Source organism: Actinacidiphila alni (assembly GCF_900112845.1).
GTDB classification, from domain to species: domain Bacteria; phylum Actinomycetota; class Actinomycetes; order Streptomycetales; family Streptomycetaceae; genus Actinacidiphila; species Actinacidiphila alni.
In genome coordinates this window covers 1-21,709 of record NZ_FONG01000010.1, presented here as the reverse complement: position 1 = coordinate 21,709, position 21,709 = coordinate 1, and the positions used below count along the sequence as shown (strand labels likewise).

19 protein-coding genes and 3 pseudogenes are annotated in these 21,709 nt (G+C 70.0%); 14 read left to right on the top strand and 8 right to left on the bottom strand.

Translation table 11 applies throughout. From position 1 onward, the window contains the following. Nucleotides 1-51: 51 nt before the first annotated feature. Nucleotides 52-711, top strand: coding sequence for a S1 family peptidase (locus tag BM076_RS18040; RefSeq protein WP_245796128.1), 660 nt, complete (start codon nucleotides 52-54; stop codon nucleotides 709-711). Nucleotides 712-758: 47 nt separating this feature from the next. On the opposite strand, the gene BM076_RS18035 is transcribed toward BM076_RS18040, so the two are convergent. The 5 genes from BM076_RS18035 to BM076_RS18015 all read right to left on the bottom strand — a co-directional run bounded on the left by BM076_RS18035 (nucleotide 759) and on the right by BM076_RS18015 (nucleotide 6,949). Next, the gene (locus tag BM076_RS18035) at nucleotides 759-1,376 is read right to left on the bottom strand and encodes a LuxR C-terminal-related transcriptional regulator (protein WP_093714620.1); all 618 of its coding nucleotides are present in this window, start codon (nucleotides 1,374-1,376) and stop codon (nucleotides 759-761) included. Between the two features lie 143 nt (nucleotides 1,377-1,519). Then, nucleotides 1,520-2,497, bottom strand: a complete 978-nt coding sequence (locus tag BM076_RS18030) for a hypothetical protein (RefSeq protein ID WP_093714619.1) — start codon at nucleotides 2,495-2,497, stop codon at nucleotides 1,520-1,522. A 91-nt stretch (nucleotides 2,498-2,588) separates the two neighbouring features. Further along, complete coding sequence (locus BM076_RS18025; protein ID WP_143120584.1) at nucleotides 2,589-3,284, bottom strand: hypothetical protein; 696 nt, start codon at nucleotides 3,282-3,284, stop codon at nucleotides 2,589-2,591. Nucleotides 3,285-3,399: 115 nt separating this feature from the next. Further along, nucleotides 3,400-4,446, bottom strand: a complete 1,047-nt coding sequence (locus BM076_RS18020) for a hypothetical protein (RefSeq protein WP_093714617.1) — start codon at nucleotides 4,444-4,446, stop codon at nucleotides 3,400-3,402. Between the two features lie 202 nt (nucleotides 4,447-4,648). Continuing rightward, nucleotides 4,649-6,949: an excinuclease ABC subunit UvrA gene (locus tag BM076_RS18015; RefSeq protein WP_177246495.1), complete on the bottom strand. Its 2,301-nt coding sequence runs from the start codon at nucleotides 6,947-6,949 to the stop codon at nucleotides 4,649-4,651. A 180-nt stretch (nucleotides 6,950-7,129) separates the two neighbouring features. Between BM076_RS18015 and ypfJ the strand changes: the two genes are divergently transcribed. From ypfJ to BM076_RS18005, 3 genes are all read left to right on the top strand, one after another. Then, on the top strand, nucleotides 7,130-8,032 hold the full coding sequence (ypfJ, locus tag BM076_RS18010) for a KPN_02809 family neutral zinc metallopeptidase (RefSeq protein WP_093714616.1): 903 nt from the start codon (nucleotides 7,130-7,132) through the stop codon (nucleotides 8,030-8,032). A 109-nt stretch (nucleotides 8,033-8,141) separates the two neighbouring features. Continuing rightward, a complete protein-coding gene (locus BM076_RS36670; protein ID WP_177246494.1) occupies nucleotides 8,142-8,318 on the top strand; it encodes a hypothetical protein in 177 nt (58 codons plus the stop codon). A 224-nt stretch (nucleotides 8,319-8,542) separates the two neighbouring features. Beyond that, entirely contained in the window at nucleotides 8,543-9,115 is a 573-nt protein-coding gene (locus BM076_RS18005) for a dihydrofolate reductase family protein (protein WP_093714615.1), read from the top strand. A gap of 314 nt (nucleotides 9,116-9,429) precedes the next feature. Here BM076_RS18005 and BM076_RS18000 read toward each other — a convergent pair whose 3' ends face one another. After that, nucleotides 9,430-11,145, bottom strand: a complete 1,716-nt coding sequence (locus tag BM076_RS18000; RefSeq protein WP_093714614.1) for a penicillin-binding transpeptidase domain-containing protein — start codon at nucleotides 11,143-11,145, stop codon at nucleotides 9,430-9,432. 87 nt (nucleotides 11,146-11,232) lie between these two features. On the opposite strand from BM076_RS18000, the gene BM076_RS17995 reads away from it, so the two are divergent. The 8 genes and pseudogenes from BM076_RS17995 (at nucleotide 11,233) to BM076_RS17965 (ending at nucleotide 18,552) form a co-directional block, all read left to right on the top strand. Next, nucleotides 11,233-12,228, top strand: coding sequence for a LysR family transcriptional regulator (locus BM076_RS17995; RefSeq protein ID WP_245796127.1), 996 nt, complete (start codon nucleotides 11,233-11,235; stop codon nucleotides 12,226-12,228). Beyond that, on the top strand, nucleotides 12,219-13,169 hold the full coding sequence (locus BM076_RS17990) for a serine hydrolase (RefSeq protein ID WP_407640678.1): 951 nt from the start codon (nucleotides 12,219-12,221) through the stop codon (nucleotides 13,167-13,169). Before BM076_RS17995 ends, BM076_RS17990 begins: the two co-directional genes overlap by 10 nt. A 55-nt stretch (nucleotides 13,170-13,224) precedes the next feature. Then, nucleotides 13,225-13,314, top strand: a pseudogene (locus BM076_RS37545) (glycoside hydrolase domain-containing protein); the annotation flags it as partial. A 183-nt stretch (nucleotides 13,315-13,497) separates the two neighbouring features. After that, nucleotides 13,498-13,968 (top strand): annotated as a pseudogene (locus BM076_RS17985) (aspartate-alanine antiporter-like transporter); the annotation flags it as partial. Between the two features lie 324 nt (nucleotides 13,969-14,292). Further along, nucleotides 14,293-15,813: a catalase gene (locus BM076_RS17980; protein WP_093714612.1), complete on the top strand. Its 1,521-nt coding sequence runs from the start codon at nucleotides 14,293-14,295 to the stop codon at nucleotides 15,811-15,813. A gap of 275 nt (nucleotides 15,814-16,088) precedes the next feature. Continuing rightward, nucleotides 16,089-17,291, top strand: a complete 1,203-nt coding sequence (locus BM076_RS17975; protein ID WP_245796126.1) for a cupin domain-containing protein — start codon at nucleotides 16,089-16,091, stop codon at nucleotides 17,289-17,291. Beyond that, on the top strand, nucleotides 17,288-18,184 hold the full coding sequence (locus BM076_RS17970) for a sucrase ferredoxin (RefSeq protein ID WP_093714610.1): 897 nt from the start codon (nucleotides 17,288-17,290) through the stop codon (nucleotides 18,182-18,184). Before BM076_RS17975 ends, BM076_RS17970 begins: the two co-directional genes overlap by 4 nt. Nucleotides 18,185-18,207: 23 nt before the next feature. After that, on the top strand, nucleotides 18,208-18,552 hold the full coding sequence (locus tag BM076_RS17965; RefSeq protein WP_245796125.1) for a hypothetical protein: 345 nt from the start codon (nucleotides 18,208-18,210) through the stop codon (nucleotides 18,550-18,552). A gap of 94 nt (nucleotides 18,553-18,646) precedes the next feature. Here BM076_RS17965 and BM076_RS17960 read toward each other — a convergent pair whose 3' ends face one another. Next, nucleotides 18,647-18,916, bottom strand: a complete 270-nt coding sequence (locus BM076_RS17960; protein ID WP_093714608.1) for a GlsB/YeaQ/YmgE family stress response membrane protein — start codon at nucleotides 18,914-18,916, stop codon at nucleotides 18,647-18,649. Nucleotides 18,917-19,057: 141 nt separating this feature from the next. On the opposite strand from BM076_RS17960, the pseudogene BM076_RS37540 reads away from it, so the two are divergent. Next, a pseudogene (locus tag BM076_RS37540) lies at nucleotides 19,058-19,293 on the top strand (cardiolipin synthase B); the annotation flags it as partial. Between the two features lie 186 nt (nucleotides 19,294-19,479). Next, nucleotides 19,480-21,135 carry a GDSL-type esterase/lipase family protein gene (locus BM076_RS17950; protein WP_218160078.1) on the top strand — a complete coding sequence of 552 codons (1,656 nt, stop codon included), beginning with the start codon at nucleotides 19,480-19,482 and terminating at the stop codon, nucleotides 21,133-21,135. On the opposite strand, the gene BM076_RS17945 is transcribed toward BM076_RS17950, so the two are convergent. Next, nucleotides 21,125-21,709, bottom strand: a 585-nt coding sequence (locus BM076_RS17945) for a TetR/AcrR family transcriptional regulator (protein ID WP_093714606.1), incomplete at its 5' end; no start/stop codon positions are given. The genes BM076_RS17950 and BM076_RS17945 overlap by 11 nt on opposite strands.

Below are 21,709 nucleotides of genomic sequence, written 5' to 3'. Positions count from 1 at the left end.
CCCCGGCCCGAGGAGAGCCTCGTGCGAACTCCCCCCACTTCTGTCCGTCGCGTGCTCCGGTCCCTGCCGGCCGTCCTCGCCGCGCTGATCGGCCTCACCGTGAGTGCCGGCGGCGCGTCGGCGGCCGCACCGACCACGGCCGTGCGCGGTGGTGACGTGATCTACAGCGATTCGGCCACGTGCACGGTCGGCTTCAACGTGCGCGCCGGCAGTTCCCTCTACGGCCTGCTGGCCGGTCACTGCGTCAGCGGACACACCACCTGGTACGCGGACGCGGCGCTCACGGTCCCGGTGGGCACCACCTCGGCCGTGAGCTTTCCCACCAACGACTTCGCCCTGGTCCGCTGGACGAGTACGACCGTCTCCTTCCCGGGTGAACTGGACCTGCACGACGGACGATCGGTGGACATCACGGGCGCGGCCCAGCCCGTCGTCGGCCGGGCCGTCTGCCATGTCGGCCGGGTCAGCGGCGTGCACTGCGGCACGGTGCTCGCCTTGAACCAGACGGTCACCTACCCCGAAGGCACGGTCAGCGGCCTCTTCGTCTCCAACGCCTGCTCCGAATCCGGTGACGCGGGCGGCCCCGCCTACTCCGGCACGCTGGCCCTCGGCCTGATCGTCGGCAGCAGCGGCACCTGCGCGACGGGTGGCCGTACGTACTACCAGCCGGTCGTGGAGGCACTGTCCATGTACGGGGTGAGCGTGTACTAGACCATGCCCGCGCCGGCGTCCGCACCGCGTCCCACCGCCCTGCGGCCTCAGGGCAGGCGGACGGGGCTCTGCTCGGGAACGCGGGCGCGCGGGGGCCACGCGGCGGGATCGAGTACGCCGGTGACGTAGGCGCGGGCGACGAGTGCGGCGCGGCTGCGAGCGGTGAGCTTTCGGCGCAACCGGTCGATGTGGTAATCGAGACCTTGCCGCGACAGATGGAGCACCCGGCTCAGTTCGACATTGGTCAGCCCGAATGCCACACCTTCGACGATGCGGGCCTCGGGGCCGGTCAGCGCCGGCCGTTCGGAATCGCCGGAGCGCACGACCGGGGGCGCGGCCACGGGGAGTAAGCAGCAGATCATCTCGTCACCAGGCGGTCCCGCGGGCCAGGTCACGGCGTGCACGGGCACGCGGCGGCCGTCGGGTCGGCGCACCGAGGCGATCGCGTCGGCGTAACCGTCCGGCCGTGCGGTGCGACGAGCGGCGAGCAGCCCGCAGGCTCCGGGCGCCAACAGCTGCTCCAGGCGCATTCCGGCGAGGACGTCGACGGTACGGCCGACGAGGCGGGCAGTGGCGGGATTGGCGTCCCGCACGAGCCCGGCGGGATCGGTGACCAGCGTCGGCGTCCAGGCTCGGTCGAACAGTGCGCGGGTGGTGTCGATCATGTTTTCGTGGTGCTTCCGGGTGGCGGGGGCCAATCCTGCGGTTGCCGTGTTTCACCGCCGGGGTCGGGACAATGCACGCGGACGGAGTAATCCGCGCCGGGCCGTGCCAGACGGGTTCGACGGCGTGCCCCCCGTAAGACGGTTCACTCGCCCACACGTTGGTGCAGAGCGGTGGCGTACGGGCTGAGGCGGCGCAGAAGGGCCTGGCGGATGTGGTCGGCCTCGTCGCGTTCGAGGAGGGAGGTGACCTCGTTGCGCAGCTCCGCCGGGAGGTCGTGTGCCACCCAGGTGCGGACCGCGCTGCGCAGCCAGGCGCGTTGGTGCGCGGCGGCGGGGTCGTCGTCCGCCGCCGAGGCGGCGGCCGCGCGGAGGACGGCGGCCGACCCGTCCGGGTCGGCCGCCGCCGACAGCATCCGGCGGCCGAGCACCACAGGTGCCGTTCCGCCCGACGGGCGCAAGGACTTGGCGATCGCGTCGCGCTCGGTGGAGGTCAGCGTCCGGCCCAGGCGCTGCGTTTCCGCCTCGGACCGGGCCAGATACGCGCTGCGCGCCTGCCGCTCGCCCCGGGTGAGTGTGTCCTGTGCGCGGGCGGCCGTGCTCCAGGCCGCGCGCATCCGGGCCTTGAGGAGCGCGGGCCACACGTCGTAGCGGCGCCAGTCGATGCGACGGACCGCCTGGAAGACCTCCCAGAGGATCTCGCCATGGACCGCGTCCCGATCGGCCCCCGGTGGCAGGCGGGCCACCTGGGCGTGCGCCGTGCGCAAGGCCCACGGCCACAGAGCTTCCAGCAGTTCGTCGTTGACGCAGTGCGAGGTTCCGGGCGGCGGTGCGGTCGCCTCACCGCGGCCGGTCCGGTCCCATCCGGTCGGGGCCCTCGTCGCTTGCGCCGAGTCACGCGAGCCGGTGGCGGGCACGGCCACGCGCAGGGCCCGGTCTGCGAACGCGCGCAATTCGGTGTCGACCCACATCGGGTCGAACGGGTCGGCTTCCCGCTCCGTCGCGCGCCGCCGCGCCTGCCGGGTGGTCGGCCCGACCGGTGGTCCGGCGGGAGCGTCCGGTGCGGCCGGGACGGCCGGAGGGAGGTTTCCTGTGCGGGTGCCGTGCGGGCTCCGGTGTGTCATGGAGGTGTCCTCCTTGCGCGGTGGTGATGGTGGGCCTGGGGGGGCGACGGCCGCCGCACCCGGCGTGGCCGCGGGGTGGCCGTACCACGGTCTATCCGGACGGAAGGATCAGTGCGCGCGACAGTCCGTTCAGTGGCACCGTGCCGACCCTCGGGTCACTCCACGACCAACCCTTGTCGATGTCGAACATGAGCGAGACCGGGCCGATCCCGCCGACGTCGGCCAGCACGGCGGGGCCCGGCAGGTGGTTTACGGCCGTGCCCGCGGCAAGAGGCAGGGCTGTGAAAGCCAGCGCCACCCGCGGCACCGGGGCGAGGAACACGAAAGTGCCGGCATACAGCGGGAAGCAGCAATAGGGCGCCGGAACCTCCGCGCCGTCCGGCGGCACCTCGGCGGCTCCGCAGGCCATCGCGGTGGGTCCAGTGCTCCGCACCGTGACCAGGCGGGGGTCACCTGGAAGCGGGTCGATGCTGGTCAGAGCGTTCGCGGCGACGTCGAGGACCTGGCCGGGCGCGACCTGCCGCACGTCCCGGGCGCCGCCCGGCGACCCATCGGTCCTGCGGCCGGTGGCGGCGTATCCGTACGGCACTGCGGACCAGGTGAGTTCAGTGGTCGGCGCGTAGGCCGAGGTCGTGGCCCAGACCAGGGGCACACCGTCCGCGGTGTCGCAACGGACGGCGTGCATCAGGCAGAGCCGGAAGCCGCCCGCGGTGAGCGCCCGTACGGTTGCGGCCGGGAGGCGGAGGTCAATGGTGTGCGACGCCCCCACTGCCGCCGATGTACCCATGGTGCCTCCCCGCAGTTCGCTGCCGCCGCGGCGAGTTCCGTGCGGCAGCTTCTCGTCCTGGCCTGTCGGTGGTGGTCCGCCGCACTCGTACACGGCGGACCACCATGTGACGCCGTCAGAGGTCGTCGGCCCGCTGGATCTTGGCGAAGTCGTACGGGTTGTCCGGCGACCCGGGCACGTAGGTGCACCGGACCTGCCATGTCTCCGAGGTGTTGTCGTCGTTGCGGTAGGTGGCCAGGTAGATGCCGTCCCTGACCACCGGTGCCGCGTTGGGCGCGGTGGGCGTCAGCCGGCAGGCCAGCGAATTGGCGTCGGTGTAGCCCGAGGACGCCGTCGCGATGAGGTTGAGCGGCACATACCAGCGCGACGGAGACGGTGTCCAGATGCCGACCGACCGCACCGGCTCGGTGGCGAACGCCGATGCCGGGCTCTCCGCGCTGTCGGCGGTGGGCACGATCAGGGTCTGGACGAACTGGTCCGCCGGGATGTCGGAGGCGACGTTTCCGCTCCAGGACCAGCCCTTGTTGACGTCGTACTGCAAGGAGGCCGAGTTCCGCAGCGTGAGATCGACCAGGACGGCCGGCCCGATGGAGCTCTCGATGACCATGCCCTGCTCCAGCGGGGCCGCGGCGAAGACCAGCGCCACCTTCTGCAGCGGGATCATCAGGTCCATGTTCTTGCCGTACAGCGGAAAGGCACAGATCGGCGCCGGCTCGGTGCTGCCGGGCCCGGGCTGGGCCAGGCCCGTCGTGAACGGCGTGGTGGTCAGGTTCCGCGAGGTGATGCCCTGCGGGGTGCCGCCGTTGCTCACCGACACCAGGGCGTTCGCGGCGACGTCCAGGTACTGTCCGAGGTTGATCTGAGCGGTGTCGCTCCCCAGGAAGTTGACGCCGTTGCGGATCTCCTGCGTCGAGGCGTAGGCGTAGTACTGCTCGGTCCAGTTCACCTTCGTCAGGGCCGAGTAACGGCTGGTGGCCGACCACACGGTCGGCATTCCGCCACCGACGGCGCTCTGCACCGCCTTGAACATGAACAGCTGGTACCGGCCGTTGGCCAGCGCGTTGACGGTGGCCGGGGTCATGGAGATGTCGATGCTGTACGGGCTGCCGGCGACGTTGACGTACGGCAGTGGGGCGTCGGACTCCACGGTGTTGTCCGTCATGGTGCCCACCTCCTCGGGTAGTGGCCGCACCGTTGCTCGGTTCGGCGTCATCCCTTGCAGTAGGCACAGCCCAGCCGGTCCCGCCTCTTCGCGCACCCGGATCCCGGGATACCGCGGTGCTCAAACCAGGCAAACGCCAGAAATGACGGCCCGACCGGCTGCTCCGGTCGACGCACGGCGCACCCGGCGCCGTCGCTCCTGCTCAGCCGCTGACCGCCCGTGCCAACGCCTTGCCGGTGAGGGACTTCCCGTGGCGGGTCAACCGGGACGGTGACCCGGTGAAGAGCAGAGAGCCGCCGTTCTCGCCGGCGCCCGGGCCGATGTCGATCACATGGTCGGCGTGGGCGATGACCCGGAGATTGTGCTCGACGACCACCAAGGTCGCCCCCGCGTCGACCAGTTCGTCGAAGAGCGTGTCCAGTCGCTCGACGTCGCTGGGGTGCAGGCCGGCCGTCGGTTCGTCGAGGACGATGCGCTCCTCACCGAAGCCGCGTGACGCCGAGAGGTGACGGGCCAGCAGGAGCCGCTGCTTCTCCCCGCCGGAGAGTGTGTCGAGGGACTGGCCCACGGGCGTGTACCCGAGACCGACGCGCTCCAGCCACCTGATCGGGTCCGCGACGTCGGGACGGTCGGTGAAGACCTCCACGACGGTGCGTGCCGTCGACCGCAGCACATCGGCGATGGTGCGACCGGCGAGCGTCGCCTCGAGGGTCGTGGGGTTGAACCGCTCCCCGCCGCACGCGTCGCACGGGGTGGCCACGTCGTCCAGGAACGCGAGTTCGGTCGTGATGTAGCCCTTGCCCCGGCAACTGGGGCAGGCACCCTTGGAATTGAAGCTGAACCACTCAGGGCCGAGGCCCGACGCCGCCGCGAAGGCACGGCGCACCCCGTCGGCGACGCCCAGCACGCTCAGGGACATCGACCGCACGCCACCGTGGAGCGGATCCTGGCCGACCACGGTGAAGTCACGGTGCTGCCGCGGCAGTTCTCCGGTGGCGAACGAGCTCTTGCCCGATCCCGCGACTCCGGTGACAGCGGTCAGCACCCCGACCGGGACATCGACATCGAAGCCGTCGAGATTGTGCGCCGACGCGGCCACCACCCGCACCAGTCCGCGCGGCTTGCGGACGGTACGCCGCAACTCCAGTGGGGTGGACAGCAGTTGACCGGTGACGGTGCCGCTCGTGAGCAACGCCTCCGGCGTCCCCTCGAACCGGACGAGACCGCCGTCGGATCCCGCGCCGGGCCCCATGTCGACCACATGGTCGGCGACGCGGATCACCTCCGGATGATGCTCCACGACCAGAACGGTGTTGCCGGCGTCACGAAGCCGCAGCAGAAGCTCGTTGAGGCGTTCCACGTCGGCGGGGTGGAGTCCGGCCGAGGGCTCGTCGAAGACATAGGTGATGTCGGTGAGGGAACTGCCCAGATGCCTGACGATCTTCACCCGCTGCGCCTCGCCTCCGGAGAGCGTCGACGACTCGCGGTCCAGCGTGAGATAACCCAGCCCGACCGACAGCAGGGCGTCCAAGGTGTGGCGGATGCCGGCGAGCGCCGGGGCCACCCGCGGGTCCTTCACCGATTCCAGGTGTTCGCGCAGCCTGTTTACGGACATCGCCGACCAGTCCACGATGGAGGTGCCACCGATGAGGCTGCCACGCGCGGCGGCATTCACCCGGGCACCGTCGCACTCCGGACACAGCCGGCGAGTGGTGAGGCGCTCCAACTCCGCATGGACCAGCGGGGACATCTTGCTCGGACGGTTCTTCACGTACACATCGCGCATCCGGGTGACGACACCGTCGAAGCGAGCGGTCTTCGGGAAACGGGGATCGGGATTCGGTAGCTTGAGCTTGTCGGCGTACAGGAAGAGCCGGATCTCCTCCTCGGTGAAATCCTTGAGCGGTTTCCCGCGGTCGAAAAGACCCGAATAGGCAAACCGCTTCCAGCGGTACACCCCCGGCCGGAACTGACTGAACCGCACGGGCCCTTCGTCGATGCTCTTCTCCGGGTCGATCAGCTCGTTCACATCGATGTCGACGACGGTGCCGAGACCTTCGCATTCGGGGCACATCCCCGCCGGGTCGTTGAAGGAATAGGCGGGCGAATACCCGGCGGACGGCTCGCCGATCCGCGAGAACATCAGCCTGAGCAGCGGAGCCAGGTCCGACGCCGTGGACACCGTCGACCGCGAGTTCCCGGTGAAGCGCCGCTGATCGACGATGGCGGTGAACGTGAGTCCGCTCGTCGACTGGACCTCGGGCGCCGGCATGTGCGGCAGCCGGTTGCGCACGAACGACGGATAGGTGTCGTTCACCAGTCGCTGCGCCTCCGCGGCGATCGTTTCGAGCACCAGCGACGACTTCCCCGAGCCGGACAGCCCTGTCACGACGGTCAGAGCGCGCTTCGGCAGGTCCAGCGAAACGTTCCGGAGATTGTTGACGGACGCTCCCACCAACCGAATGACGGCGTCGCCCTTGTCCTGTGACCGCGCGGCACTCATGCCGGCCACCGTAACCCGAAGATCACGCCCGGTGCGCCGACCGCCGGGCGCACCGCGCGTCGCACCGCCCGGCGTGGATGGCCGGCTTTCGCGGGGGTACGCGAGCGGTACGGCGCGGGAGGAATCCGGTTCGCCGCGAAGCAGCGGAACAGCAACGCGTGCACGAGGGAGACTCTGCCGATGCAGTTCGACGACGACGCCGCTCTGGACACCTCGGGGGTGCAGGACAACAGGGGAGGCGGCTCGGGCGGAATCCCCGGCGGCGGGAAGACCGTCGGCGGGGGAGTGGTCGGACTCCTCGTCGTGATTGCCTCAGTGGTCTTCGGAGTCGATCCGGGCCTGCTCAGCGGTTCCGACACCTCCACATCGTCACGCACCGGTGAGAGCTCCGGAACGAGCGCCGCGGATCTGGCGGCGGAATGCCGCACGGGCGCCGACGCCAACACCAAGGAGGACTGCCGGATCGTGGCAGTCGTCGACAGCGTCCAGGCGTTCTGGAAGCAGACCGAGGAAGCCGCGGGCAAGCGCTACACGTCCGCCCCGACCTGGCTGTTCAGCGGCAGCGTGAACACCGGCTGCGGCAACGCGACATCGGACGTCGGTCCGTTCTACTGCTCCGCCGACGACAAGGTCTATCTCGATCTGGGGTTCTTCGACGACCTCCGCAGCAAGTTCGGCGCGAAGGGGGGTCCGTTCGCCGAGGCGTACGTCATCGCGCACGAATACGGTCACCACATCCAGGACCTCAGCGGCACCATCTCCAAGGGATCGGGACAGGGCCGGGACAGCGGCTCGGTGAAACTGGAGCTCCAGGCCGACTGCTACGCCGGTGTCTGGGCCCATCACGCCACGACCACGCCCGACCCGGCGAGCGGAAAACCGCTCATCACCGATCTGACGCGGAGCGACATCGATCTCGGCCTGGACGCCGCCGCGGCCGTCGGTGACGACCGCATCCAGAAGCAGTACCAAGGGCGTGTCTCCCCGGACACCTGGACGCACGGCTCCTCGGCCCAGCGGCAGCAATGGTTCTCCACCGGTTACACGAAGGGCACCGTGTCCGGCTGCGACACCTTCGGCTGAGGCCCGCCGCACCCTCCTGCCGCAGCCAAGGCGCGTACGTGACGATCCGCCCGAACGGGGGACAGGTGAGTGGGCGTCAGGTCGGGGCGGAGATGGAATACTCGGCGGCGTGAACACCGCGAAACTTGAACTTGCCGCTCAGCGCCTGGCCGACGCCGAGGAAGCCCGTGAGGCGGCAGCGGCTGACGTCAAGGCGGAGAGCGCCGCTGTGCTGGCCGCAGGAGGCACCGAGGACGACATCGTCGACGCCACCGAGCGGTCGGCTGACGAACTGCGTCAGCTGTAGCGCCTCCGGCGTCCGGACCCGGCGGACCGAGGGGCGATCGACCGGATCGGGGTCCGTCTCCCGCTGCTTTCCCCCGTTTCCCGTGAGAGGACCGGGCGACGGCCGATGAGTTCCGGCACGATCGGCGGTCGTAGATGACGGTTGGCACAGCAGCCGCAGGCGCGGTCGGCGCGTCCACCGGTGTGACCTGCCGAGTGCCGGATTCACGACAGTGAGGAACCGCGATGCGTACCCTGATCAGCACGGCCTTCGTTTCGCTCGACGGCGTTGTGGAGGCCCCCGGCGGTGAGCCCGGATACCGGAACGCCGGATGGACCTTCAAGGACGTCGAATTCCTGCCCGAGGCCTTCGAGATCAAGGGCCGCGAGCAGGAGGAGGCTTCGGCGATGCTGATGGGCCGGACCAGCTACGAGGCGTTCAGCCCGGTGTGGCCGGGCATGGCGGAGTTCGCGGACTACAAGGCGATGCCGAAATACGTCGTCTCCACCACCCTCACCGACGACGATCTGGTGGCGGACTGGGGCGAGACCACGATCCTGCGCTCCCTGGACGACGTCGCCGCGCTGAAGGAGACCGAGGGCGGCCCGATCATCGTCCACGGCAGTGCCGCGCTCAACCAGCATCTGTCGGACGCTGGGTTGATCGACCGCTACCACCTGCTCGTCTTCCCGCTCCTGCTCGGGGCGGGCAAGCGGCTGTTCAGCGCCACGGACAAGGACACCCAGAAGCTGAGGCTGGTCGAGCACGAGGCGTACGCCAACGGCCTGCAGAAGAACGTGTTCGACGTCATCCACTGAGAAGCGGGGGAAAGTCGGCACGCGCTGCGTCGGGCCGCCGGGCAGGGGCGACGGCTCTAGCCGATCTTGGAGTTGGGATCTCCCTTGACCCTTCCGAGGAACAAGAGCACGCCCGAATCCGGGTTCACAGCTCCGCAGCACCCGTCCGGCGGTTGATCCACTGCCTGCCATGGTGACTCCTCGTTCGACTGTCAGCATGCCGGGCAGGGGTGTGCGTGTCGTTGGCCGGCGCTGTCGTGCCGACCGTGCAATGCGTGCACCGCTTCGGATGTCCCGCGGTCGGCCTGTCTCTGTTCCCGTCCCGGCGCACGCCGTCAGGACGGATCGTCCGGCATGGCCCGGAGGATGTCGTGGACGATCGGTCCCGCGGAGCCGCCGCCCGTCACGCCGGCCTCGACGACACAGGCGATGGCGATGTTGCCGCGGTGGACGACGAGCCAGCCGTTGTTGGGAGCGGTGTCGGAGACCTCGGCGGTGCCGGTCTTCGCGCCGACGGAGCCCGGGAGGTCGGCGAGGAGGCGCGCGGTTCCGCCGGTGACGGTGGTGCGCATCATCGAGCGCAGGGCCGTGGTGATGCGGGCCGGAAGGGGGCGGGTGCTGGTGGTGTCGGGGGTGCCGGGGACGAGGTGGGGCTGGTGGAAGTGGCCGGAGGCGGCGGTGGCGGTGACGGAGGCCATGATCAGGGGATTCGCCTGGAGACGTGCCTGGCCGATCATCGAAGCGGCTTTCTCGGTTTCGTCCTTCGGGGCCGGAACTGAGCCGTCGTAGGACGGGACGCCGATGTGCCAGTCCTGCCCCACGCCGAAGTAGGTACGGGCGACGTCGCCGAGTTCGGTGCTGCCGAGCCGGTCGCGCAGGCTGATGAAGGCGGTGTTGCAGGATTCCGCGAAGTCCTTGGCGAAGGTGGCTCCATGGAATTCGGAGGTTTCCACATTGTGGAACTGCTTGCCCACGGTGAGGTACCGGGGACAGTCGACGACGGTGGCCGGGGTGACGGCGTTCTTGAGCAGCAGGGCACTGCTGGTGACGAGCTTCCACGTGGAGCCGGGCGCGTACGTACCGGACACGGCGCGGTTGAAGCCGTCGGCGGGGGAGTTGGCGAGGGCAAGGATCGCGCCGTTGTCGACGCGCAGGACGACCAGAGAGGCGTTCTTGCCCCCCGCGTCGTGGCGCAGAGCGTTCTCCGCGGCCGACTGCCAGGAGCCGTCGAGCGTGGTCGCCACCGCTTCGCCGGAGGGATCCGGGCCAAAACGTACCTCGGTGCCCTTGATCTCGCCAGTGACGCGGTCGACGAGTTCGACGGCGCCGCGCGGGCCTGCCGGGCCGTCCGCGGCGGCGAACCGTTCGAGGACCGGTGCCAGCGCCGGGTGGTCGTCGGCGGTGAGCGGTTTGCCCGTACGGTCGTTGACCCTCGGCGCTGCCGGGCCGTCCTCTCGGACGAGGCTGAACTTGGCCGTGGTGGTCAGGTGGGGGTGGACCACCGAGAGCGCCCAGTCGATCGTCCAGGTGCCTGACGTGTCCCGGCGCAGTGGCAGTTCGGAGGAGTATGTCCACGTGCCGAGCCCCTTGACCGGCATGTGCGCGGTGAACGGGACGTCGACGGCGCCGTCCTTGCCCGCTTGTGCCGGACCGGTGGACAGGCGCGGCCGCTCGATGTCGAGGCCTGAGGTGAAACTGTCCAGAATCCGGTCGGCCTCGGAGGGGGCGGTGGTGCGGGCGGCTGCCGCGGCGTAGCGGTTCCGCGACCAGTCCGCGAGAAAGGCCCGCGCCTGCGCCACCGCGGCCGGGTCCGCGGCTGGCGCGTCGGAGGACGTGGACGTGTGACCGGCGAGCGGACCGATGCCCGCCCATCGCGATCCGCCCGCGGCGAGCGCCAGGACCACGGCCAGCGCGGCGGCCGTCCTGACCGCCGTGCGGCGGCGTGGCGCGGCGGCCCGGTGCAGGCGTCCGATCGGTGGCACGGAGGTCACGACGGACTGCTGAGCGGACCAGGACGGCGACGACGGCGGCTGCTTCTGAGGGCGTCTCATGGCAGTGAGCAGATCAGCGGCTCACCCGTCCTGTCCAATATGGATATCGGTCCATGATCAATAGTGGTTCGAGTATGATTCCTGCTCGTGGACATGATCCGGCATCTCGAGTGCTTCGTGGCTGTTGCCGAAGAGTCACATTTCGGCAGGGCCGCGGCGCGCCTCGGCATGGCTCAGCCACCGTTGTCACAGCGCATTCAGCGGCTGGAGGGCGAATTCGGGCTCAGGCTGTTCGACCGGTCGAGCCGTCGGGTGAGCCTGACGAACGCCGGGGTGCTGCTCCTGCCGGAGGTGAGGGCGCTGCTGGAACGTTCCCAAGCGCTGCAAGCCTGCGCCCGCAGGATCCGGGACGGGCGCAGCGACCTGCTGCGTGCCGCGCTGCCGCCCGACCTCGCGGGACCCACGGTCGCCGCGCTGCTGGCCGGTTTCCGGGGCCGGCACACGGGCGTCGAGCTGGAGCTGCACGAACTGGCGACGGCTGAGCAGTTGGCGGGATTGCGGGCGGGCGAGCTCGACGCCGGGCTGGTTCATCTGCCGTGCGAGGCATCGGGGCTCGAGCTCGGTCCGGTGCTGCGGCGCGAGCTGGGTGTACTGCTGCCGCCCGATGCGGACGCCGCCGCGCTCGACGAGGTGCCGCTGTGCGCGCTCGCCGGGTACGACCTGGTCCTCTTCCCCCGGGCCGCCGAACCCGCGCGATACGACGGCCTGCTCAACTCCTGCGCCCGGGAAGGCTATGTGCCGGACGCCGTACGGCACGGGCAGGGAGAGAGCTTCGTCCACGGACTCGTGCTTTCCGGCAGGGCCGTCGCCTTCGCGCCGAGAACAGACCGGGAAGCAGCGGAGCGCGGAGGCGGACCGGATGGTGCAGGCGCCGCCCCGCAGGCCGGCCCTGTGTGGCGACCGCTGGTCGGAGCGCCGCTGGCCCGCCGGTACGCGGTGGCCTGGCCGGCCGGCCGCGACGGCGCCACTGTCGGCTCCTTCGTCGAGGCGATCGGCGCCGCGCTGCGCGACACGGCCGGGGCACATCCCGACACCCCGGCCCGTACCCCGCATCTCCGTCCCACCGCGGAGTTCTGGCTGTGACCGAGATCCAGGACCGGCTCGGGTCCGCCTTCGCCGACGCCGGAGTCAGCGGCGTCCTGCACGCCCGCACGCTCCGCCCGTCGCCCGGTGCGGCCGGCCCACCCGATCCGAGCGGCGAGGCACCCTTCCCCGAGATCGGCTACGAGCCCGACCAATTGGTCTGCACGGCGAGCGTCCACAAGGTCTGCGTGCTCCTCACGGCCCATCGCCTCGCCGCCGAGGGCCGGTTGAGGCTGACCGAGCGGATCGACTGCCGGGCCGCCGGCCGTACCGTCGGGTCGACCGGCCTGTCGGCCATGCTCGACGACGTCCGCATGTCGGCGCGCGACCTCGCGTACCTGATGATGGCCGTGAGCGACAATGCCGCCGCCGACCTGCTGCTCGAACGCGTCGGGCTCGACGAGGTCAACCGCACCACCCGGCTGCTCGGTCTCGAACGCACCCTGGCGGTGGAGAACTTCGCGGCGGCCCAGGCCGGCATGCGGGACGACGCGGGCCCCGCCGGGGCGGGAGCACTCGCCGACCCGGCTGTCGTCTCCCGCCTCCGCGCGCTCGACCCGGCACGCAGCAACCGCAGCACCCCCCGTGAGCTGACGCGCCTGCTCGGAGCGCTCTGGCACGACGAATTGTGTTCACCGGAGCACGGTGAGGCCATGCGCCGCCTGATGTCACTCCAGGTATGGCCGCACCGCCTGGCCTCGGGATTCCCCTTCGACGACGTCGGTCTCGCGGGCAAGACCGGTACGTTGCCGACGCTGCGCGCCGAGGTCGGCGTCGTGGAGTACCCCGACGGCGGCCGATACGCGGTCGCGGTCTTCACCCGCGCCGCGGACACGGCCCACGTGCTCCCGGCCGCCGACTCCGTCATCGGTACGGCCGCCCGTATCGCCGTCGACGCGCTACGGGCACCGGTACGCGCCACCGTCCGCCGCGTACGGTAGCCGCCGTCGGCGCCGAACGCGGCGCCGACCAGGCGGGTCCCGTCCTGGCGTGTGCGGCGGCAGGAACCGGGAGTGCGCGCAGCCCGATATCACCGCCTCGTGGGCGCGGACGGTCAACTCCGCGGGCTGGAAGCTGATTCCGATCTCTGCCCGGCAATCTCTGGTACGCGCTGTGGGACGGCCCGGTGGCGGTCATCGGCTGGCCCGAGGACCGCGCCGAAACGCGCGAACGCGAGGCGGAGGTGTGCGGCGACGCGCACCTCCACCGTTACCTCGTCGCTTATGTCCGACAAGAGTTTTTCATGCGTTTTTGTTGGGCGGGTGTGAGATGGGTGTTCTCCGCGACCATCCGGAACTGGCCTTGTTCCTGTGCCTGGCCGCCGGCTACCTCGTCGGCAAACTCCGCGTCGGGCCGATCACTCTGGGCGGCATCTGCGGCACGCTGATCGTGTCGCTGCTGCTCGGCACCCAGAAGATCACCGTGGCAGACGACGTCAAGACCGTCTTCCTCGCGCTGTTCATCTTCGCCCTGGGCTACATGGCGGGTCCGCAGTTCTTCGCCAACTTCAACCGCAGGGGCCTCACCTTCGGGGTGCTGTCCCTGATCGAGATGGTCACGGTCATCTGCATCGCCTACGGGCTCGCGAAGGCGTTCGACCTGGACGTGGGCACCGCCTCCGGCATCCTGGCGGGCGCGGCGACCGAATCCGCGGTGGTGGGCACCGCCACCGAGGCGATCGGCAAGCTCTCCGGCCTGACCCCGGACCAGGTCAAGGACTACCAGGGCCATGTCGCCACCGGCGACGTGAGTCGCTGGCGCGCACAGCTTCCGGGGGATGACGGCCGCGCATCCGGCTTGCCGGAGAAGCGCGCCCGAATGGTAAGCACGGGGAGAGGGAAAATCGAACACGGTTGAAATGGGCGCGACAGCCGACCGAATCTGTAGTGATGTGCCGGGGCGACTTCGGATTGATGAGCCGTTTTACGGTCATGCGGGACGTGGAACGGGTGAGTCCGGAGAGCCGGTCCAGCCGGTGCTTCCGGACCGACGTGGTCCGGGCGCCGGCGTGGTGTCGACCGCGGACCGTACCGCCATCCGGGAAGCCGTCTGGAAAGGAAAGTGATGACGGACGAGACCAACGCCACAACGAGCGATTCGGGCGCGCCGGTCGAAAGTGACGAGCACTCGCTGACGGCTGGAGCCGGGGGACCTGTCCTCCTCCAAGACTCCTACCTGATCGAACAAATGGCTCAATTCAACCGGGAGCGCATTCCCGAACGGCAGCCGCATGCGAAAGGCAGCGGAGCGTTCGGCCGGTTCGAGGTGACCAATGACGTCAGCAGATTCACCAAGGCGGCGCTGTTCCAGCCGAACGTCACGACGGACCTGGTCATCCGGTTCTCCACCGTCGCCGGTGAGCGGGGCAGCCCGGACACATGGCGCGATCCGCGCGGCTTCGCGGTGAAGTTCTACAGCAGCGAAGGCAACTACGACATGGTCGGCAACAACACGCCGGTGTTCTTCGTGAAGGACCCGATGAAGTTCCAGCACTTCATACGGTCGCAGAAGCGGCGCGCCGACAACAATCTGCGCGACCACGACATGCAGTGGGACTTCTGGACGCTCTCGCCGGAGTCGGCGCACCAGGTCACGTGGCTGATGGGCGACCGCGGCATCCCGCGCTCCTGGCGGCACATGAACGGCTACAGCTCCCACACCTATATGTGGACCAACACCGACGGCGTTCGGTACTGGGTGAAGTATCACTTCAAGACCGATCAGGGTGTTGAGTTCTTCACCCAGGACGAGGGCGACCAGATGTGCGCCGTCGACACCGACTACCACACCCGCGATCTGTTCGAACACATCCGCGACGGGGAATTTCCGAGCTGGACGCTGTACGTCCAGGTCATGCCCTACCAGGACGCGGCCGACTACCGCTTCAACCCGTTCGATCTGACGAAGGTGTGGCCGCACAGCGACTACCCGCTGATCGAAGTCGGGACCATGACGCTCGACCGCAACCCCACGGACAACCACGCGGAAATCGAGCAGGCGGCCTTCCAGCCGAACAATTTCGTACCCGGTATCGGTCCCAGCCCCGACCGCATGCTTCTGGGACGGCTGTTCGCCTACGCGGACGCGCACCGCTACCGGATCGGCGCGAATTACCAGCAGCTCCCGGTGAACGCCCCGGTCGTGCCCGTGCATAGCTACTCCAAAGACGGCGCCATGGCGTATCGCACCACGCACGATCCGGTCTACGCGCCCAATTCCAAGGGTGGCCCGGCAGCGAACACCCGCGATCACGGGACGGTTTCCGGGTGGTACGTCGACGGCGAGATCACCCGTGCCGCCTACGTCGATCACGCGGAGGACGACGATTGGGGCCAGGCGGGAACAATGGTCCGCGATGTCCTCGACGACGACGCGCGAGACCGCCTTGCCGACAATGTCGTCGGGCATCTGCTCAACGGTGTGACCGAACCGGTGCTCCGCCGGGCGTTCGACTACTGGAAGAACATCGATCAGGCCCTGGGCGAGCGCATCGAGGAAGGCGTCCGCGCCAAGGCCGAAGAAACCGACCCCAAAGCCGACGAGCAGGCGAATCGCGCGCGTACCAGCATGCAGCGCAAAGCCTGACGCCCCCGGACGGGTGCGGCCGCGCCAACGGGACAGCTGCCCACATGCGCCGATTGGTGCGCGGTAGCAGAATCCGAAAAGCAGAGCCGTGAATCGAAATCAGGAGGAATGATGACGCATCCCGAGAACGAGGGTCCTGCTGACGGTGGTGCCGCGGGTACGCCGGGTGTGCACGATGGTGGCGCCGACGGTGGGGCGGAGGGTCCTGCTGATGGTGGTGCCGCGGGTACGCCGGGTGTGCACGACGGTGGCGCCGATGGCGGGGCGGACCAGTCTTGACCGCAGTACCTGAAACCCAGCGGGCCGGCGCCTTTCGTGCCGGCCCGCTGGAGTCCCGTCTGATCCGAATGAGCAGTGACGCGTTCGCCCGAGACGTATGGAGCCGCACGGCCTTGCTGACGCGTGGCGCGAGCGACTTCTCCGACCTGTTCTCCGCGGCGGCGGTCGACGAACTGGTCTCGCGCCGGGGTCTGCGGACGCCGTTCCTGCGCGTGGCGAAAGACGGCGAGACGCTTCCCGAAGCCTCCTTCACTTCCCCCGCAGGGGTCGGAGCCACCATCGGCGATCAGCTGGACGACACCGCGCTGTGGCGCGACTTCGCCGACGGAGCCACGCTCGTCCTGCAAGCGCTGCACCGCACATGGGAGCCCATCGCGGACCTGGTGACCGGCCTCGGCGACGAACTGGGCCACCCCGTGCAGGCCAACGCGTATGTGACACCGCCGCAGAATCGCGGCTTCGACGCCCACTACGACGTGCACGACGTCTTCGTGATCCAGATCGAGGGATCCAAACGGTGGACCGTCCACGAACCGGTACTGCCCGATCCGCTGCGGGACCAGCCCTGGACCGATCACCGCGGGGCGGTCGCCGCGGCGGCGTCAGAGAACCCGCCCCACCTCGACGCGCTCCTGGAACCGGGTGACGTGCTGTATCTGCCCCGCGGCTGGTTGCACTCCGCACAGGCCCAGGGCGAGGTGTCGATCCACGTGACTCTGGGAGTCCACACCTGGACGCGCTACGCGCTCGCCGAACAGCTCACCCGGGCGGCCCTCGCCACGCTCCAGCAGGACCCGGCCGCGCGCCGCAGCCTCCCGCTGGGAGCGCGGCAGCTCGACGCCGAACTGGACGACATCCGCGCCCGCCTGCTGGCGGCCGTCACCCAGGCGGACCCGCGGCCGCTGTACCACCTGGCCCGTCGCGGCCAGCGGCGGGCCGCCCCCCTCGGCCCGCTCGCACAGCTGAGCGCGCTGCGGCGTCTGGGAGCAGCGTCCCCGCTGCGGCTCCGGGAGGCTCTGGAACCGCGGTGGGAGGGAACGCGGCTGTTCACGAGGGTGGGATGGCTCGATTTCCCGGAGGCGGACGTGGCGGCCGTGTCCCGGCTTCTCGGGGAACGGCGCTGCACAGGCGGCGACCTCGGCGTCCCGCTGGCCGAACGGCTGCTCCGGGCGGGTGTGCTGGTACCGGCGGACCAATGACCGGCGGCGGGCGCTTCTTCTGCGCCGACGCGGCCAGGATCAGGAATGACCAGCTCGCCGGAACCGCGCCGTACGGAACCGTCTGGATCCTGATCGAGTACCGGCAGGGATGGCCCGTCAACGGTTTCGACGGCCTCGCGCTGGATCCCGCGACGAAAGCCGTCGTCTACGCGGCCGCCCAGCGGGCCCGGGCGCGGATCCTCCTGGTCCGGCGTACCGGACGCCGCCGGCCCGGGGCCGAGAGCCGGTGGGCGGTCCTGCGTCACGACGCGTCGGGAGCGCTGCTCCAGCAGTGGGGCACCTGGTGCCTGGACACCGACCTCGCCCAGGTGGCGCAGGCACTCACCACCGGCGGAGCATCCGGTCTGCCGCCCGTGGCACTGGTATGTACCCACGGCACCCACGACGCCTGCTGCGCGGTACGCGGACGTCCCGTCGCCGCCGCTCTCGCCGAGCGTTGGCCCGATCTGGTGTGGGAATGTTCGCATGTGGGCGGCGACCGCTTCGCGCCCAATCTTGTCGTCGTCCCCGACGGCGTGTACTACGGCGGCCTGGACGCGGACACCTCGCTTTCGGTGCTCGAGGACCACCTGGCCGACCGGATCCGTCCCGACCACCTCCGCGGCTACACCAACCTCGCCCCGCCCCAGCAGGCGGCGCTGATCGCCGTTCTGCGGCGATTCGGCCCGGCCGGCAGACACGACTACGCGGTCGGCGCGTCCGTCCGCAGTGACGAAGGCTGGCACATCCGGCTCACCGGCAGGCCCCCGTACCCCGCTGTCATCGACGTCGAGGTGACCGTCGGCCACGAGCCCGCCCGGCAGTTGACGTGCCGTGGACCGGCGAAGAATGCGGCCGCCCGTTACGACGTGACGTCGGTCCGCGCCCGGTGACGCCCATGGGCAGGGACAAGCCCGTGAGCAGCGGGAAGCCGAAGAAGAAGCCGGAACCGGAACGGACGGACGACGGGCGCTACATCATCGTCGACGGCCGACGGTGGCGTGCCACCGATCCCGAGGTGCCCGCCGATACCGCCGCGCGGCTCCGGCACCATCTGATGTCTGCCCGACGGGCCGTGGGTGCCGCCCGGCGCCGGCAGGACCAGACGGCCGAGAAGGCCGCCCGGCGGCGGGTGGACGCGGCCAAACACGCGCTCGGGGAACGCGGGACGCCGTGGTGGGAGCAGTCCGCGGGGGAGCGGCGCGAACGCTGGGAGAGCGGCCTCGCCGCCCTGGAGGAAGAACGGGACCGCGACGGTTGAGGACGCCGTGGGCGCCGGAGCACACGCGTTGACGGTCGCTGCCCAGGGTGGGCAGCGACCGTCGTGCGACGAGCCGCCGAGCATTCGCGCGGTATCAGGCGTGGACCCTGCGTCCGCTCACGGCACGGTAGAGGGCGAGCAGGATCATGGATCCGACGATCGCCGCTATCCAGGTGGAGAGGTCGAAGAAACCGTCGATGGAGTCGACACCGAAAATGACCTTCCCGAGCCAGCCGCCGAGGAGACCGCCGGCAATGCCGATGAGCATCGTGATGATGATGCCACCAGGGTCCTTTCCGGGCATGAGCGCTTTCGCAATGGCCCCAGCGAGCAGGCCGATCAAGATCCAGGCGACAATTCCCACGGTGATTTCCTCCTGATGCCCGACGACGTTTCTATTGACAGCCGCCTGCGCCCACGAGCGGGCTTGAAACCTCTTTTGTGCGGCCGTTTCCCGGGAATGCGGATACGAATGCCGGTGTCCCGCGAGGCGGGGCCGAGAGGCCGGGCTGGGGTGCAGGTCGCCTGGTTCCGCAAGCCCTTGTATCTGTCCCCGCTGAAGCAGAACCACCGCTGCCAAAGGAATGGCGCGACACGCACATACGGGTCCAGGGCCCCGCGGTCGACGGGATCAGCGCGGCCTTCGCGCCGAATTGGGCCGAATGTCATCCCGACCTCTTCGACGGCCGCGACCGATTCGTACCACACCAGCCACATGACGGCGTCCGCGGGGCGGTGAGCCGCTCGCGGTGACCGTGATCCCGGTGCGGGGAATAGGTCCGATGTAAAGGGCTGTGGCCGGCGAGAATTCCTGCCTGGCGCCACCAGATGGGTGGATTCATCGGAACTCCCGTACGGTGTCGGGGTGTTGGAGCGTTCGTCGCGGGGAAGGACATGTCCGATTCCCCCCACCCACAGGAGGTTCTTGTGGAGCGACATGCGCGTCCGCTGCGAGGCGTCGCCGTGCTGGCGTCCGTGGCCGCACTGGCCGCCGGACTGTTCCTGGCGGCGCCGCCCGGTGCGACCGCCGTCACCCCGGTCGCACCGGCCGGCGCCCACGCTCCCGAGGCGGCGGCCGCCGACGGCTTCACCGGTACGTGGTCGGTGTCACCGCAGAGCGGCGGCCCGTCGTACAACCAGCAGACGCTTCGGCAGATCGTGCGCACGAGCATCGGTGGCAGCGCCGCTCGGCTGCGGATATCCAATGTCTTCGGGTCGGGTCCGCTGACGGTCGCGGACGTGCACATGGCGCAGCGCACGGCCGGTTCGTCGGTGAACGTCGGCACCGACCGGGCGGTCACGTTCGGCGGTCAGGGCATCGTGACCGTGCCGGCCGGCGGTAGCGCGGTCAGTGACAGCGTGGCCTTCGCGGTGCCGGCGTTGTCGGACGTCGCCGTCAGTTTCTATCTGCCGCAGTCGACCGGCTCGGCGACGTACCACCAGCAAGGCACGCAGACGAACTACGTCGCCAACGGCGATGTGAGTGCCTCGGGCAGCATCAATGTGGCGTCGACCAGCGGAAGTTACGCCTTTCTGACCAATGTGGACGTGCAGAATCCGGCCGCGAAAGGTGCGGTGGTCACCCTCGGCGCGTCGATCACCGATGGTGTCGCGTCCTCACAGGACTCCAACCGGCGCTGGCCCAACGACCTCGCCAGGCGGCTGGCGGACAGCGGACGCGCGGTCGGCGTGCTCAATCAGGGGATCAGCGGCAACAAACTGCTCAGCGACGGTGCCGGGCAGAGCGCCCTCAACCGCTTCGACCGGGATGTCGTGGGACAGCCCGGGGTGCGCTGGGTGATCTTCTCCGACGACCCGATCAACGACCTCGGCGCCGGAAACCGACCGAGCGGCGCACAGCTCATCTCCGGCCTGCAGCAACTGATCTCCCGCGCGCACCAGGCCGGGATCTCCTTCCTGTGTTCGACGCTCACCCCCTTCCAGGGCTCGGGCGGCTGGTCGCAAGCGGGCGAGGACGCCCGGGCGCAGATCAACGCGTTCGTGCGCGGCGCGTCCAGCGGATGTGACGGTGTGATCGACCAGGACACCGCCACGCACGACCCGGCCAACCCGACGCGCTACCTGCCCGCCTACGACGCGGGCGACCATCTCCACCCGAACGAGGCGGGGCTGCAGGCCATCGCCGGCGCGGTGAATCCCGCCTTCTTCGACAACGGACCGGCCGGCGGGAACGGGATCGCTCTGCGGTCGCACGCCAACAGCAAGTTCGTGACGGCTCCGAGCGGCGGCGCGTCCTCGTTGATCGCCTCGGCGGGCACAGTGGGCATGTCGGAACTGTTCGACGAACTCGACCTCGGCGGCGGCCGGATCGCCCTGCGCGCGCACGCGAACGGGATGCTCGTCACAGCGGAGAACGCGGGCGCCTCGCCACTGGTCGCCAACCGCACCGCGGTCGGGTCGTGGGAAACGTTCCAGCTCCTCCAGAACGCGGACCACAGCTTCTCGCTCAAGGCGTCGGTCAACGACAAGTACGTGACCGCCGAGGGGGCGGGCGCGCAGCCGCTGATCGCCAACCGTGACGCGATCGGGCCGTGGGAGGAATTCGACCTGGTCACGCCGTAGCGCGTGCGGCCCAGACGCCCGCCCGTGCCGCGGTCGTCGCCGCGTCGGCGGCGCGGTCGGCCGCCCTCTCGTCGAGGGTGCCGCCGGTGTTGAGAAGGGTGTAGTAGAGCGGCCCCGACACGGCGGCGATGACCGCGTGCGGGTCGGTGCCCGCCGGGACCTCGCCGCGGGAGACGGCGTCCCGTACGCAGCCCGCCCACTCCTCGATACGGACCGCGTAGAAGCGGTGCAGTGCTTGGGCGGCTTGTTCGTTGCAGAGTGAAGCGGCGATCAGCGCGGTGAAGAGGCGGCCCTGCCGGGGGTCGGTGAGCGTTGTGACGACCAGGCGGGCGTTGGCCCGGAGGTCCGAGCCGAGGGCGCCGGTGTCGGCGCGCGAAACGGACTGCTCCGCCATGTCGGCCAGCAGGTCGGCGGCGAGAGCGCCGGGAGTGCCCCAGCGGCGGTAGACGGTGGTCTTGCCGACCTGCGCGCGGCGGGCGACATCGGTGAGGTCGAGCGCGTCGAAGCCGTGCTCGACGAGCGCGTCGCCCGCGGCCCTGAGGACTGCCGTACGGACCCGGGCGGTACGGCCGCC

What these genes read in the sequence shown, in the direction of transcription:
- BM076_RS18035 (WP_093714620.1), bottom strand. Translation starts at nt 1,376, where the DNA reads ATGATCGACACCACCCGCGCACTGTTCGACCGAGCCTGGACGCCGACG.
- BM076_RS18000 (WP_093714614.1), bottom strand. Translation starts at nt 11,145, where the DNA reads ATGAGACGCCCTCAGAAGCAGCCGCCGTCGTCGCCGTCCTGGTCCGCT.
- BM076_RS17970 (WP_093714610.1), top strand. Translation starts at nt 17,288, where the DNA reads ATGACCGGCGGCGGGCGCTTCTTCTGCGCCGACGCGGCCAGGATCAGG.
- BM076_RS17980 (WP_093714612.1), top strand. Translation starts at nt 14,293, where the DNA reads ATGACGGACGAGACCAACGCCACAACGAGCGATTCGGGCGCGCCGGTC.
- BM076_RS18005 (WP_093714615.1), top strand. Translation starts at nt 8,543, where the DNA reads ATGCGTACCCTGATCAGCACGGCCTTCGTTTCGCTCGACGGCGTTGTG.
- BM076_RS18015 (WP_177246495.1), bottom strand. Translation starts at nt 6,949, where the DNA reads ATGAGTGCCGCGCGGTCACAGGACAAGGGCGACGCCGTCATTCGGTTG.
- BM076_RS18030 (WP_093714619.1), bottom strand. Translation starts at nt 2,497, where the DNA reads ATGACACACCGGAGCCCGCACGGCACCCGCACAGGAAACCTCCCTCCG.
- BM076_RS18025 (WP_143120584.1), bottom strand. Translation starts at nt 3,284, where the DNA reads ATGGGTACATCGGCGGCAGTGGGGGCGTCGCACACCATTGACCTCCGC.
- BM076_RS18020 (WP_093714617.1), bottom strand. Translation starts at nt 4,446, where the DNA reads ATGACGGACAACACCGTGGAGTCCGACGCCCCACTGCCGTACGTCAAC.
- ypfJ (WP_093714616.1), top strand. Translation starts at nt 7,130, where the DNA reads ATGCAGTTCGACGACGACGCCGCTCTGGACACCTCGGGGGTGCAGGAC.